The 16,172-nt window shown below is 57.4% G+C and carries 5 protein-coding genes; 2 read left to right on the top strand and 3 right to left on the bottom strand.

Features of this window, described 5'->3' with window-relative positions; all coding sequences use genetic code 11:
* Positions 1-79: 79 nt before the first annotated feature.
* Positions 80-6,172: a T9SS type A sorting domain-containing protein gene (locus E1J53_RS06415; protein ID WP_134271044.1), complete on the bottom strand. Its 6,093-nt coding sequence runs from the start codon at positions 6,170-6,172 to the stop codon at positions 80-82.
* Between the two features lie 547 nt (positions 6,173-6,719).
* Between E1J53_RS06415 and E1J53_RS06420 the strand changes: the two genes are divergently transcribed.
* A complete protein-coding gene (locus E1J53_RS06420; protein WP_134271043.1) occupies positions 6,720-9,380 on the top strand; it encodes a choice-of-anchor L domain-containing protein in 2,661 nt (886 codons plus the stop codon).
* 120 nt (positions 9,381-9,500) lie between these two features.
* The gene (locus E1J53_RS06425; protein WP_134271042.1) at positions 9,501-10,322 is read left to right on the top strand and encodes a prohibitin family protein; all 822 of its coding nucleotides are present in this window, start codon (positions 9,501-9,503) and stop codon (positions 10,320-10,322) included.
* A gap of 457 nt (positions 10,323-10,779) precedes the next feature.
* Here the strand turns inward: E1J53_RS06425 and E1J53_RS06430 are convergent, their stop codons facing one another.
* Together E1J53_RS06430 and E1J53_RS06435 are read right to left on the bottom strand one after the other, a co-directional pair.
* A complete protein-coding gene (locus E1J53_RS06430) occupies positions 10,780-11,637 on the bottom strand; it encodes a T9SS type A sorting domain-containing protein (protein WP_134271041.1) in 858 nt (285 codons plus the stop codon).
* Between the two features lie 98 nt (positions 11,638-11,735).
* Entirely contained in the window at positions 11,736-15,803 is a 4,068-nt protein-coding gene (locus E1J53_RS06435; protein WP_134271040.1) for a tetratricopeptide repeat protein, read from the bottom strand.
* Between the last annotated feature and the right edge of the window lie 369 nt (positions 15,804-16,172).

A 16,172-nucleotide genomic window follows, 5' to 3' on the forward strand; every position in this document is an offset into this window, starting at 1 on the left:
TTCAGTCCCGGGAATAGTTGAAAACGGGGCCAGAGATGTCCTCTGGCCCCGTTTCACCAATCCTTATTTACGCCTGTATTTACCGCTTCATGAACCGCACGGAACGGATGCCCTGCTCCGTCTGGAACTGGGCAAAGTACATGCCGGCGGGGAGGGTGCTGATGTCCAGGCGAAGCTGCGCGGAAGTCGTACCTCCGGGCAGTGGCTGTACGTCGTAGGAACGTCCGTTAAGGTCGCGAACCGACACCGTACCCCGGGGCAGTGGCAGGTCGCTTTCGAGCGTGAGCATGACCTCTCCTCCGGAAACGGGGTTGGGGTAAGCCGTCAGGGAGACGGAACTTCTCACGTCATCCTGGAGGTGATCCTGGAAGACGCCGCCCCCGATTTCCATCATTTCCGCACGGGTGACGGTTACGAAGTTGTCGCTGAGCGCAAAGCAACCGTCGGTAAGGACGGTGTCGTCGGCGTCATCGCCAACCATGGCCGTCACGTTTCCGGTGTAGGCCAGTCCCCACACCCGGCAAACGCCGGGGCCGGCGGGACCGAAGTCTACCGTTCCGTCGGCGGAAGTGCCCAGGATCACGTTTTCCTCATCGGTGACCACGTAGAGATACTCATCGTCCATGCTGGCCGTAGAGATGAAGGACAGCACGGCCGTAGGTTCTTCCCCACTCCGGTCAATTTCCACGGTTACCTCCGTCATTCCATCCTCGGTGGTGACCATACCGCCGTCGGGGTCGGATTTGGTGACCGTGATGAAGTTGCTGGAGATAGCGTAACACTCCGTACTCAGGAAGGCCGTTTCAATGTTCTGCCCGAAGGAGATGGTCGGTTGTCCGGTGATGTTGGTGCCGTAAATCCGGTAAGTTCCCGCGGGGAAGGCCGTGAAGGGAATGATTCCGCTGGGCAGGTTCGCCACCAGTACGCCGCCGTTTTCGTCGGTAACGACGTAACGGTAATTGGCCGCCGAAACACTGGCTTCCACCAGCACAATCGGATTATTGCCGGCGGGAATACAGAAGCTAAGCGTATCACTGTCGGCCCCTACCACACTCAGGCTACCCGCCGTAATGCTTCCTCCCTGACGGACGGTCAGGAAGTCGGAGGTCAATTCATAACAGTTATCGGCCAGGGCCACCACCGCCGCATCGTCACCCACCTGAGCGATGATGTTTCCGGTGTAGGAGAGTCCCCAGACGCGATAGTCGCCTTCCGGAAGGCTGCCGAGGTCCACCTCATTGGGGTCCGTAGCGATCAGCTGGATGATGTTGTTTTCGTCGGTAACCAGAATGGCGTAACCCGCCACGCTGGTGCTGGTGGTCGCCACCGCGATGGTGCCGTCGCCGTCAACGGAGCAGGACACGTTGGTGGGTGGTACGTCCACGAAGCTGATTTCTCCCGCTTCGGGGTTATCGTTAAAGATGGTCACGAAATTGGAAACGCTCACGCAGCCCGTGGCCAACTGGCTGAACAGGATGGAGGTTCCCGGACCGGCCAGGAGGTCTCCGGTGTAGCTGATAGCATAGACTCTCAGTTCCATCAGGGGAAGCGGACCAAAGTCAAAGGAAGCGCTGTCCATGACGTTCAGAATCACGTCGGTCGCCGTGGCGATCACGTAGACGTAGTTCGTATCCTGTACGACGCTGTTGGAGAAGAAGGAGACGAAGCCGTCTTCGAGGTTGTCGGGGCAGAGGTAAACCTCAGTCGCCCCGTTCTCCGCGGTGATTTCGCCACCATCCACCTGCGTCACGTTGATGGTGATGGACGTATCGCTGAGTTCAAAGCAGCTGGTCGCCAAATCTTCGTTGAAGATGTCCTGCCCGGGGATGATGCTCAGATCTCCCGTGTAGGCCAGACCGTAAACTTCGTAGGTGCCGGAAAGGGCGTTGTTGAAGTCAAAGGAGTTCCCCTCAATCGGCTGCAACGCAAAGCCCTCCTGGGTAATGAGGTAAACGTAGTTCTGGGAAGGCGAGGTGGTGGTAAACACCAGTTCATCGGCTTCGTCGTCTCCTGAACAAACGTCAATAACGTTGGTGCCATCGTCGAGGCTCACGCTACCACCCACGGGAATTTCCCGAATGACGGTCACGAAGTTCTCACTGAGGGAGAAACAGCCCGTGGCCAGCTGGGCCGTGGAGGCCGTGTCGCCGACCAGGGCCAGCGGATCACCGGCGAAGGCCAGTCCCCACACCCGGCAGACGCCCACGCCCGCACCCTCAAAATCGAAGGAGTCGTCGGCGGGGAAATCGAGAATGACGTTATTCTCGTCCGTGATGACGTAGGTGTAGCTGGGGCCGGTAGCGCCCTCACTGCGGAAGCGCAATACGTCCGCCACTCCGTCACCCGGACAGGTAGCCGTTTGCGTGGCGCCATTGTTCAGGCTGACCGTGCCGCCCATCACTTCTTCCCGAATCACGGTCACGAAGTTATCGCTGAGGTCGAAGCAGCCGGTGGCCAGGTCAACCGCCGTGGCATCGTCTCCGGGGCCGGCCGTCAGGGTGCCCTGGTAGGACAAGCCCCAGATGCGGCAACGGCCTTCGACGGCTTCGTCGAAATTGAACGTGTTCTCTTCGGATACGGTCAGGATGATGTTCTCGGAGGTCGTCACTACGTAAATGAAGCGGGCCCCCACCGCATCGGTAGAAACTACTTCCACCAGATCCGGCACGCCGTCCATGGGGCAAACGGTAATTTCGTTCGTCCCGTCCGCCAGGCTTACTTCACCGCCGTCGGGAATTTCTTTGACGACCGTAACGAAGTTCTCGGACAGGGCCGCACACTCCGTGGCCAGTTGGTCGACGCCGGCCACGTCACCCGGGTTGGCCGAGATCAGTCCGTTGTAGCCCAGTCCCCATACGCGGCAGACGCCTTCGGGGAAGGTTTCGAAGTTGATCCGGTCGGTGAAGGCCACCTGGATCAGGACATTATTCGTATCCGTCACGATGTAGTTGAAGCGCTCCAGGCTGGTGCCCGTAGAGTCAAAAAACAGCGGATCGGGAATCAGGTCGCCGGGGCAGATCAGGGCCTCCAGGCCACCGTCTTCCAGACTGATGGGACCCGTGGTCGCCTCAATGCGGTCTACGGTAACGAAATTGTCGGACAGGGCCGCACACTCCGTGGCCAGCTGTACCTCGTTGATGTTGTCGCCCTCGTTGAGGAGGACATCTCCCGAGTAGCTGAGGCCGTAGACGCGGCAGAGGCCAACGGGGGCGTCTTCAAAGTCGATGGTGCCGCTGGCGGGCAGGCTGATCACCACGCCGTTTTCGTCCGTGATGATGAAGGCAAACTCATTCGTTGCCGTAGCGCCGGTGGACACGAACGTCAGGATGTCCGCGATCCCGTCACCGGGACACAGGGTCGTAGCGGTCGCGCCGCTTTCCAGACGCACCGTACCTCCGGTAGGTTCTTCCCGGCGGACGGTCACGAAATTATCACTGAGGGCAAAGCAACCGGTGGCCAGCGGGGTGCCGGCCGCGTTGTCGCCAACTTCCGCCAGCAGCTCGCCTTCGTAGGCCAGGCCCCATACGCGGCACACGCCGACTCCGGCACCTTCAAAGTCAATGGTGCCGTCCGTGGAAACGTCCAGAATGTTGTTCTCCGCGTCGGTGATTACGAAGATGAAGTTGGTCGCGTCCGCTCCGGTGCTGACGAAGTCATACACGTCGGCTACGCCATCACCCGGACAGGTGAACAGTTCGGTTTCTCCGTCGACGGTAGCCACCGTTCCTCCGGCGGGTACCGCCCGGACTACGGTGACGAAGTTATCGCTGAGGGCAAAGCAATCGTCGGCCAGATCAACTTCGCCGGCATTGTCGCCCGGAGCAAAGATGAGGCTGCCCTGGTAGGTCAGAGCCCAGATGCGGGAAACGCCAACGCCCAGGGACTCCAGGTCGAAGCTGGGCGTATTGGAGAAGTCTTGAATGATGTTGTTCTCATCGGTCAGGAGGTAGACCAACTCGCCACCACTGTTGCCGGTAGCCACCACCTCAATTACGTCGGCATTACCGTCGCCGGGGCAGGTGCGTACTTCAGTTTCTCCGTCCACCGTGGCGATGGTACCACCGCGGGGGATTTCCCGCACCACGGTTACGAAGTTGGAGCTGAGGGAGAAGCAGTCGTCGGCCAGCGCCAGGGAGGTGATCAGGCCACCGGGGCTGAAGATCAGGTTGCCCTGGTAGGTGAGGTTCCAGATGCGGCAGGTGCCTTCGGGAGCGCCGTCCAGATCGATCATGGGGCTCTCCGAAGAGTCGAGAATCAGGTTATTGTCGTCGGTGATCACGAAAATCTGATCACCTCCGGAAGCGCCGTCCACGACGACTTCCACGATGTCGGCGTTGCCGTCGCCGGGACAGATGAGGACTTCGTCTTCACCGTCTACCGTAGCCACCGTGCCGCCCACGGGGGTGATGCGCTCAACGGCAATGAAGTTGTCACTGAGGGCAAAACAATCGTCGGCCAGGTCAACTTCTCCGGCATTATCGCCCTCGCTTACGGTGAGGTTACCCTGGTAGGTCAGGGCCCAGATGCGGCAGTTGCCAACGGGAGAATCGTCGAGGTCAAAGGTTGCCGATTCGGAAATCGTCAGCACCACGTTGTTTTCGTCGGTGACCAGGTAGACCACCTCGCCGCCGACGGAGCCGGTCAGTACGGCCTCTACGATGTCGGCATTGTTGTCGCCCGGGCAGACCCGCACGGAGGTTTCCCCGTCAGCCGTAGCCACCGTGCCCCCCACGGGAACGATGCGCACCACGGTAACGAAGTTGTCACTCAGGGCGAAGCAGTTGTCGGACAGGTCCGTCGTGGCGGCGTTGTCGCCGATTTCGAAGGTGAGGTTACCCTGGTAAGAAAGGGTCCAGATGCGGCAGGTGCCCTCGGGGGCGCCGTCGAGGTCAAAGCTGGGTTCTTCGGAGAAGCCGAGAATATTGTTGTTGTCGTCGGTCAGCAGGTAGACCAGGTCGCCGCCCGTCGCGCCGGTGGCCACTACGTCCACGATGTCGGCGTTGCCGTCACCGGGGCAGGTCAGGACTTCCGTTTCTCCGTCCACGGTGGCGATGGTGCCCCCCTCAGGGATTTCCCGGCGGACCTCCACGAAGTTGGAGGAGAGCGCAAAACAGCTGGTGGCCAGTACCGCACCGGAGACGGGTTCTCCGATGGTGGCGGTAAGTTCTCCTTCGTAGGAGACGGCCCAGACGCGGCAGATGCCGACCGGAGCCTCGTTGAAGTCCTCGCTGTTGCCGGTGGGCAGACCGATGATCACGTTGGCCTCATCGGTGATGATGTAGCCGCTGTTCGATCCGACGTTGCCGGTGGTCATGAAGCTGACGACGTCGGGAATATCATCGTTGGGGCACACCCGCACGATGGATTCTCCTTCGGTAGTCGACACCGTACCGCCCTTGATCTCCAGGCGGGTTACGGTGATAAAGTTGGGGGAAAGGCCGCCGCCGCAGGTGCCGAGACCGACGAGTGCGGAAACGTTATCACCGATGGTGACGGGTAGGTCGCCCTCGTAGCCAAAGGCGTAGATGCGGCAAACGCCCGCGCCGGCACCGTCGAAGTCAATCGCGCCGGTGTCGTTGAGGTCCAGGATTACCCCGGCTTCGTCGGTAACGACGAAGGCGGTATTCGTGCTCGTCGTCGTGGAGGTCACGTTGACGATGTCCGGCTCCCCGTCGCCGGGGCACACCGTAATTTCTTCTTCACCGGTGTCGGTGGCGATGGTCGCCTCCCCGGTTTGTCCGTTATTGACGCTGACGAAATTGGTCGTCAGGCCAAAACAGGGAGTGGATAAGGTGGCGGTAGAGAAAACGTCCCCTACGTCGGCCGTGATCCTTCCGTAGGTAGAAAAGGCGTAGACCCGGAGTTGGCCGGGAGGGAGCAGATCAAAGTTGATCCGGTTGCTGAAGTCAATGGAGAGGATGATGTCGTTGGCGTCCACGACGACGTAGGCGAACGCCTGGCGGAAGGGGACAACCTGAAACCGGATGCGGTCCATGACCTCATCGTCGGTACAAGTGGCGATTTCTGTTTCACCAGTAAACGCAACGCTGATCTCGGAATCATCCTGGCAGGAACGGGTGCCGGTGGAGGAGGGAGTTTGAGCAAGAGCAGTTTGGGTCGTCAGAGCAAAAAAAACAGAAAGCAATAGGCCGGAGTAAAAGTGCTTCAGCATAGAACAGGTTTTGAGAAAATGATCCAGCGTGATCGAGAAGAAGGCACGCGCGTGAGATTATTCCGTAAATTTAGTCAATTGCCTCCGATCACAATAAAATTTATATGTTCACCATTGAGATGAATGTATTTTTGCCCAAGATTTAACCTTCATTCTCCCTTTTTTCCCGTTTTCTGGCCGCTCGACGGCTGCATTTTTTGTTCTCCGGCGGGTAAAAACATTTTTTTGGCGAGGTCGCAGGTGCAAAAATTTTTGGTTGGGCCACGTAGAGACCGGGTTTTTCTGCTCTCCACACGGCCCTCACCAACGTCCCCGGCACCCGCACGCCGCTGCATTTTTTAAAAATCAGCGATCCCGACGAGGATTACGGAACTCGGGACCGCTGCATTTTTTAAAAATCAGCGATCCCGACGAGGGTTACGGAACTCGGGACCCTCGCCCCGCCCCCGCACCTAAACCACCCCCTTAATTTTTACGAATTCCCGCTTTTTTTCTCCCTGAATTATCCTGAACGAGTGCCCCTTTCCCAAAAACGATAGTGCTTTCGATGCGTTGGATGTTGTTCACATTGCTGGTATTCCCCCTCCTGGTTACCGCCCAAACCGACTCCCCTACCCTGGAACTGGACGCCGACCTGACCGCCGAGGAGCTGGTCCGGGACGTCTTTGCGTCCGGTAACTGCGAAACGATCTTCAACATTCAGCCCATCGGCAGCAATCCGGACGGGATCGGCTTCTTTAGCGGGCCCTCCAATATTGTGGGCTTCGACCGTGGCATCATCCTGTCTACGGGCGACATCCGGGATGCCGCCGGACCGAACTCCGCCACGAATATATCCACCCAGCTCCAGGGGCGGCAGGACGATCCCGACCTGAGCCTGGCCTCCACCGGCAACATCTTCGACCCCAGCGGGATCGAGTTCGACTTCATTCCTCTGCAACCCACGGTAACCTTCCGCTACGTTTTCGCCTCCGAAGAGTACTGCGAATTCGTCAACGATCCCTTCAACGACATTTTCGGTTTCTTCATCAGCGGCCCGGGCATCAACGGCCCCTTCAGCAACGGAGCCATCAACCTGGCCCTCGTGCCGGGCACCAACCAGCCCGTCAGCATCAACAACGTCAACTTCAGCCGCAACGCTTCCTTTTACCTGGACAATGAGTCGCCCTCCGTCCGGGACGTCGCGGGCTGTGGCGGCAATTCCGAGCCGGGGCCCCGCTTCGCCACGATCGAATACGACGGGCAGACGGTGATCCTGACGGCCACCATCAACCTGCAAACCTGCGCCACCTACCACATTCGCCTCGTGGTTGGTGACGTGCAGGACCCCGACCTGGATTCCGCCGTATTTCTCGAAGCCGGGAGTTTTGACCTGGGTGGCAGCGTCAGCCTGGAGGGAGAAAGCCCCGATTCCAGCGCCCTGATTGTTTATGAGGGTTGTGCCCCTACTACCCTGCGCGTGCAGCGGGGGGAAGACAGCAATCCGGATCTGGACCAAACGATCGCCTACCGCGTCGGCAGCACCTCCGTGGCCGTCTCCGGCGATGACTTCACGGCCGGCACCGGGCAGGTGACCATCCCGGCGGGACAGAATTTTGCCGAAATATCGGTCTCCGCGCGAGCCGACGGGACCGTCGAGGGCCCCGAGAGCCTCTGGCTGGTGCTGGACATCCCCTGCGCCTGCTACACCGACTCCATTGAACTCGTCATCACCGAGCCGGAGCCCCTGGTGGTGGGGCTGGACGAGGCCTACTTCTGCCCGGATCAGAACGTGCGCCTGCAACCCGCCGTCACCGGCGGCGTGCCGCCGCTGCGCTATAACTGGAGTTTCGGCAGTACGGAAACGTCCCCCGAACTGACGCCTCCCCTACCCAACTCGATCCGGCTGGACGTGACGGACGCCTGCGGGCAGAACGTCACCCGGACCATCCCCACCTTCAGCAGTGCGCCCCCCGAGCTGACCCTCCCCCCGCAGGACCTGACTGCCTGCCGTAACGAGCCGCAGTCCATCACCCTGGACCTGGTGGGCAACGGCAACATCGAGGTCACCTACCAGTTGAACAACGGCCCGATCGAGACCCAGTCCTTTGCCGGCGCCGGGCGGCGCACCTGGCCCATCACCCGGGGCGGCAACTACCGCATCATTTCCGTGCAGGACGGCGCCTGCCGGACGCCCGTCAACGAAGTCATCCGGGCCGATTTCTACGAACCCACCATCAACCCCCGGCTCACCAACCCCAGCTGCGCCGACACGGAAGATGGTCGCATCGAAGTCACCCACCTGCCCACGGAGGGGCCCTACACCTATTCCTGGACCGGGGTCAGCCCGGACAGCTTACTGGCCACCGACCTGGCTGCGGGCACCTATTCCCTCCGCGTTACGGATGGGCTGGGGTGTTTTGACGAACGCGAACTGGAACTCCGGGCGCCCGATCCACTCATGGGGGTAGCGATCAACTGCCTTGAGATTCGTCGGCCGCCGCTCCGGCTCACGGCGGCCGGCGGCCGGCCGCCTTACGAGTACAGCATCAACGGCCAGGATTACTGGCCCGCCGAGGACTTCGACCGGCTGCAGGACGGTGCCTACTACCGGCTCCGCATCCGGGACGCCGCGGGCTGCGAGTTCGAACAGCCCGACTTCTTTTATCCCCGGGCGAGCCCGCGCTCCGCACGCCTGCCGACCTTCATTCCCCAGGAAGTGGCCGGCTCCGTGGAGGTGGTGCCGGATTACCTCGTCCCTACGGACCAGATTGCCGCCTACCGCTGGCACCCCGCCGAATATTTTGACTGCGCCAGCTGTCCGCAGCCGGTGCTGGCCGCTCCGCGTAGCCAGCCCATCAGTCTGGCCATTGACGATATATATGGTTGTACGGACAGTCTCGTCACCTTCGTAGCCGTAGACGGGCGGGTGCCCCTGTACGTACCCACGGCATTTTCTCCGAACGGCGACGGGAAAAACGATTTCGTGTCCGTCTTCGCCAACGACCAACAGGTAGCCACCATCCTGTCCTTTCAGGTGTTCTCCCGTTGGGGGCAACTGCTCTGGGAAGACTACAACTTCCTGCCAAACATCACCCAGCGCGGCTGGGACGGATTTCTCAACGGCCAGCGTGCGCCCGTGTCGGCCTACGTGTGGGTGGCCACCTACGAGCTGACGACTGGCGAACGACAGGAGGCCTCGGGTACCGTGGTCCTGATGGCCGACTGAGTTAGCCCGGGCACCCTTCATCCGTCGTTGTCCGTCATCCTTCCGTCGAAGTTTGGGTCGGCCGTGCATCCGGGCACGTCTTTATTTGTTACCTTGACCTAGCTAACGGAATAAGCAAAAATGACACAGAAAAAATTTATGACCCTGGGCATTTTCGGGTTCATTATCCTGATTGCCCTGATCATCTTCAGCAACGCCACCTTCGTAACCATCGACGCCGGTGAACGGGGCGTGCTCTTCTACCGCTTCGGTGGTGGCCTAGACAAGGAGAATATCTACCAGCCCGGCTTCCACATCGTTGCCCCCTGGAACACCATGTACGTCTACGAGGTACGGGAGCAACAACTAGAGGAAGAAATGGAGGTGCTCTCCAGCAACGGCCTGAACATTAAGGTGGACGTCACCGCCCGTATCCGGCCGAACTACGGCCAGATCGGCGAGATTCACGAGACCTTCGGCCGGGATTACATGACGCGGCTCATCCGCCCGGAAGTCCGGTCCAGCGTCCGTCAGGTCATCGGTAAGTTTACGCCCGAAGAGTTGTACTCCACCAAGCGCGACGAGGTACAGACCCTCATCACGGAAGACCTGTCCAGCAAGCTGAGCGAAAACTTCATCGACCTGCGGGCCATCCTGATCCGCGACATCGAACTGCCGGACAAAGTCCGGATGGCCATCGAAGAGAAACTGGAGGCCGAGCAGTCGGCGCTGAAGTACGAGTACATTCTTCAGCGGGAGACCCAGGAAGCCGAGCGTCGCCTCATCGAGGCGCAGGCCAAGGCGGACGCCAACCGCATCCTGAATGCCTCCCTTTCGGACAAGATTCTGCAGGATAAGGGCATTGAAGCCACCCTCGAACTGGCGCAGTCGCCCAATTCCAAGGTCATCGTCGTCGGCGGTGAAGGCGGGGGACTTCCCCTCATCCTGGGCGGCGGCAACTAGGCGGGAGAATGAATCTCGTTTGATCGGTGACCTAACCGCCATCAAACATCAACGCGATGCCTCCAGGATTTTGCGTTCACCATACAGGGGGTCTATCCGGAATGATCGTGTAAAGTCTAGAGAGCGGTATCGGGGTAAACCCGGTACCGCTCTAGTGTTTTTAATGTTCCACGATGATTTTTCCCAGTGAAGACGAATTACTGAGGCTTGCGATTGCTTGTTGACCACTTCTTTAAGCCCTCTCTCTCAGTCCACGGCTGAGCCGGATCCTAGGAAATGGCATAGATCCCCCATTCAAGTATAGAAAACATTGATCGAGGGGAAAAGTAAACGCAACTCCACCTCTCTCCACGGCCGTTTTTGGCGGGAAACTAATATCTCAACAATGGCAACAGGCCCAAAATATAAACTGGTTGTCAAATACTTAAATGAGCCTCGATATGTTTTTCAGGGGCGGCTACTTAATAATGAATTTTCTTGCTATTAAGCCTCTGCCCTCCTTAATAAGTCTCAAAATATAATGCCCGCTACTGAAATTTCTAACATCAATTTCTCTTGTGTCTCCACTGTAGGAAGCTAGAACTTTTCCATTTAGATCGATAATTTGTATTGTATTTAAAGATTGATTATCGGGGTAATCGATACGTAACAAACCACCGGATGGATTAGGGAATACTTTTATATCTTCATCATTAATTGGTGCGTGAGTATTGGTCATGTAATCGGCGGATACGTCATCAAGAACAAACACTGAATAAGCCATCATTTCGGGAGACAGCCCAAAAACGTATCCATATGCTTCAAAATAGATATTAACCTTTTCGCTATCGCCAATGACTCCTGAATCAATAATTACTTCTCTTGATATAAGCGAATCCGAAGTATTTCGGATTGTATCGGTAAAGATCATACTCATATCTTCACTGGTAATGTTAACCAAACAATACCCCAACCCTGCCAAGCTATCACATTTAAACTTGTAGCGAATAGAGGATAAATTATCAGAGGATATTTCTTGGCTTATCGAACCAGAAATTAGAGCGTCAAAGGTACCTTGCTTGCTTTCAATAACAACTTGACAATTAGCACTATCGAGGTTAAGTTTTTCAACCGAAACATTCTTAAATCCGCCAAAGATGTTATGATTTGTAGTTTTCCATCCAATTAAATCCAGGTAGGTTTCTGCGGTATCAATAATTACCCACTCATCAAAATTTCCATTTATAATTTGAGCATTGATGTTTAAGGCAAATAATAAGGTAGAAAGTGATAACAAGACCTTACGAAAATCCATCCATGTATTCTGAAAATCCATATTTAATGTAATTTGTTGCTTTGTCTTTTATCCGTTAAAACAAACATGTAATCAGTTGTTTATCGGAAACACCGACGGGCCAGCGGGACCGTCTCCACTTAATCCACCACCCGGTCTTCCCGCAGCATTTCCAGGTAGTAGTTGTAGATGAATTTTGGGGTCTTCTCGTATAGTTTGGCGTACATATCCAGGGCCTCCTGCTTGGCTTCCTTATCGAAGCCGCCGCTGATGCGGTAACGCCCCAGCAGGGCATCCGCGCGTTGCTCCAGGGTGATGTCTTCTTCGGAAAGTAGTTCCTCAATGATGTGAAGTGCATCTTCGATCTTGGCCGGATTGTGGGCCGCCAGGTAGCGCGCGTGCAGCAGGCGCGCGCCAAACAGCAGGTCCGGGTTTCCGAGCTCTTCGGCCAGCGCCAGAGCCTCGCTTTCCACGGCCCGCAGTTCTTCCAGTTGACCATCCGCCAGTAACACCCGGCCCTTTTCTTCCAGGCTGGAGGCCAGTACCAAACGATTATTGGTGCCCCGGGCGATCTCGATGGCCTGGTTGTAATTGCGCAGAGATACGTCGTGTTGCCCCTGCAGGTAGTAGATATCCCCCAGCGTATTGACGGCCTTGGCCACTCCCTTCCGGTAGCCCAGCTCGCGGCTGATCCGGAGACTGCGATCCAGGTGCTGAATGGCCTTGGTGAAGTTGCCGACCACGCTGTTGATGTCACCGATTAGCCCTTCTACCACCGCAAGGCCCTGCCGGTCTCCCAGTTCCTGGCAAATTTCCAGGTCCCGCTCAAAATACTCCAGGGCAAGCTCGTAGTGGCTCTGGCGCTCGTAGACACTGCCCATACTCCCCAGGCCGATGGCCTGGAGGCGCTTATTGCCCAACTCTTCGGCCAGGGCCAGTCCCCGCCGGTGGTTTTCCATCGCCTTTTCGTAGCCACCGCTCTCGAAGTAAATAATCCCGAGGTTGGTGTACAGACTGGCCAGCCCCATGCTGTCGTGGTTGATCTCGTGGCGAGGAATTTGCTCTTCCACTACCCGAATGGCTTCGGCGTAGCGCCCGAGGTTCATGTAGGTGAGCCCGAGGTGACTGATGGTTTCCGCCGCACTGGAGGTTCCCGCCTGGCTGAAGCCATCGTCTAGCGATTTTTGGTAGTAGGTGAGCGCCTTTTGGTAGTGGGCCGTTCGGAAGTACAGGTTACCCATGCTACTGTAGGACTTGGCCAGGCCGAAAATATCGTCTACCGACTCAAAGAGGCCCGCCGCCACGGTGAGGTAGTCCATGGCCTTCTCGTAGTCGCCCTTCAGCGTGTGGAGGCGCCCCAGGTGGTTGTTGGCCCGTCCCAGCAGGATGATGTCGCGGCTGGACTTGGCCAGATCCTGGGCCTGTTCGTAGGCTTCCTGGGCTTCTTCCCACCTGCCGACGATCTCCAGCACTTTCCCGCGATTGATGTGGGTATTGACGGTTACTTCCTGGTCCGACTGCTGACTGATCTTCTCGATGAGGCGCTCGTAGAGATCCAGCGCCTGCTGGTTCTGGTAATTGGCTCGGGCAAAATTGGCAGCTTTGCCCAGGTACTCAATCGTTTTATCCTTGTCTCCGGATTGCTCGTAGTGGAAAGCCAGATCGACGTACCGTTCCTCAATGCTTTCTCCGTAGAGCTTTTCGATGGCGTGGGCAATCTGCTTGTGCAGTTGCTGGAGGCGGGTGGTGAGCTGCATGCCGTACACGGCTTCCCGCAACAGGCTGTGTCGGAAAATATAACGCAGTTCATTCATGGCGCTCCAGATCTGGCCGCGCTCGGCGGCGGCAATCTGTTCCCGCAGTAGTACCATGATCTCCTCCGTATCGTCGTAGCCCGACTCCTGCCGCATGACCTCCGACAGCACCGGCACTTCAAACTCCCGCCCGATGACCGCCGCGGCCTTCACGGTTTCCCGCACCATGTCCGAAAGCCGGTCAATTCTCGCCGTCAGGATGGACGTAATGCTGGTGGACAGCTTGATGCTTTCGTCACTGATGCTCAGTTCCCCCGACCGGTTCCTGACCAGGAGATCATTCTCCCGGAAGTACGCCAAAATCTGCTCCAGGTAGAAAGGATTGCTGTTGGTAGCGCTCAGCAGGGTTTCGAGGCAATCATCCGCGATGGTGTCTCCCAGGGTGGTTTCCGCCATCCGGCGCACCGCTTCCGTCGTGAGGGCCGTGATCTCCAGCGAAATCTCCTTGAGCCCCATTTGGCTCCGGGCAAACTCATTGATGAGCCGCGGTTGCTCTCCGTCGTCGTAGCGACGCGCCGTGGCGATGATCAGCAGGGGAAGGCTTTGGGTTCTGCGAATCAATTCCCGTACGACCATCACGCTATCTTCGTCGATCCAGTGAATATCCTCCAGTTCCAGTACCGTGGGGGAGATCATGCACTCCGCAACGAGCAAATTAACGATCGCCGCCACGGTGTTCTGGTAACGGCCCTGAGCGTCCAGTTGGGTCCAGAGGGAGCCGGGTAAGGTGATACCCAGCAGGGCCGTCAGTACCGATTCCGTACGGTCGAGTTCCTGCAGAACGTCTTCAACCTGTTCGTGGTCCGTACGACGCAAAGATTGTTTGATCTGGCTGAGGCGGAACTGAAATCGCCTCAGGTTCTGGGTACTTCCCAGGTCGATGCTCTGGCGGAACATGCGCCGCAGCAGGTATACGAAGGGATTGAAGGCCTTGCGCAGAATCTGGTCCGAACTTCCGAGCAGCCAGTTGATGGTTTGCCGTTCGTCTAGCTGCCGTTTTACCTCATGCGTCAGGCGGCTCTTACCGATTCCGGCTTCCCCCACGACGTAAATGATCCCCGCGCGGTCTCCGGAAAACAGCGGCGAAGCAAATTTGACCATTTCCTCAATTTCCCGGTCACGGCCAATGAGGTCCCCACCATAGTTGGGTTTCCCCAGGGTTTGTCGTCTCCCGTTCAGGGTGAAGGTGGGCACGGCGTCCGGTATCCCCTTGTACTGAATGTTACCCTTTAGCCGGAAGCGAAACTGGGCCGTCTTTGCCAGCTCGCCATCCACCAGAATTTCCTGCCAGTCAGCATTGCTCATGATGCGGGCCGCAAGGTTTACGTGGTTACCGACGCAGGCGTACTGCCGGCGTTCTTCCCCACCGATGAAGCCCGTATAGGCGGTCCCCACGGTCATCCCGATCCGGCAACGGAAGTTGGCGTCGCCGTCTTCCCGGAGCACATCCAGTTTCTCCTGGATGGTCAGGGCAAATTCCATCGCCCGGGCAGAGTTGTTTTCGTAAGAAACGGGAGCGCCGAAAAAGACCACCATCAGGGATCCTTTATCACCGTAGTCGACTTCCTTGAAGTACCCGCCAAAATCCTGCACATGCTGCAGGATGATGGAAGCAAACCGATCTAATTCTTCGTGGGTATTTACCTGATCGAAGGAAATGAAGGTACTCACCACGGTACGGAACTCCCCGGGAAGGTCGTAGCGCAGGACGGCCGCCGGGAGGAACTGCTCTCCCATACCTTCGTTCTCCTCCCCCGTGAACTGCCGCTGAACCTGAACTTCTTTCGGGTCCAGCCGGGGGATGTCCGAAACCACGCGGTAGGCGGTATGTTTGACTTCTTCCAACACCATTCCCCGCCCTTCTAGCAGGGTGTGCATCAGTTCGTCAATCAGTATTTCCTGTTCGTCAGCCAGCATCTGACAATTGGCGGCACTGTTGATGGCTTCCCCCCGAAAGTAAAACGCCTTGAGTTCTTCCCCCACGATGCCGTAGTTCACGTTTCCGGCCGCCAGACCGGCCTTTACCGCAATGGAAAACTGATCGTCAAACTGCTGCTCCCGGTCTTTGAACAGGGCCCGGGCTTCGTCGGCGGTCCGCAACAGGTGGAGGGCGTGTTTACGGTTAATTTCCAGGGGGAAGATGGCCGTAAAGGCGTCGCCGGCAAAGTAGGGGATAAATCCCCCACGATCGTACATCAAACCTACGAGTGGTTCGAATACCTCATTCAGAATCATGGAAAGCCTTTCGGCACCGCTCAGGCCCTGGTTCATCAGGGATTGAGTGAGTACCGTGAAGCCCGACAGGTCAATATTGAGCGTAAAGCCCTTAAGTGAACCCGACCATTTTTCGGATTCTACGCGCTGCTGAATGAATAAGGGAACTAGTGACTGCAAAGCGTCGGGAAGCTAAATTGAGGTGGCTAAAGATAGGATATGCACCCCTCTAAATTAGGGTTTTGGGCCTTGGCAAGTCGAAAAATGCTCAGAAACATCCAGGCCGCAACCGCCAATGGGCGTATATCATGGCGGGGAAGATGATCCAATTCGGCGTTCCCTACCAAAAAAAGACGGCCACTTGCGTTCGCAAGTGGCCGAAGCGGGAAGATTTTTTTCGAAACTCAGACTAATTCTACAACGGGGTCAATTCAGAATAAATGGGTGTACTTCAGGATTTGGCCGTCTGATTATCCGAATATTCCCCTTAATAGTAGCGAGCTCCATCTAGGATAGCGGAGGACAAACACAGTCCACCAGCAATTGCAC

Origin of the sequence: Lewinella sp. W8, from assembly GCF_004375085.3 — a bacterium.
Classification (GTDB): Bacteria; Bacteroidota; Bacteroidia; order Chitinophagales; family Saprospiraceae; genus Neolewinella.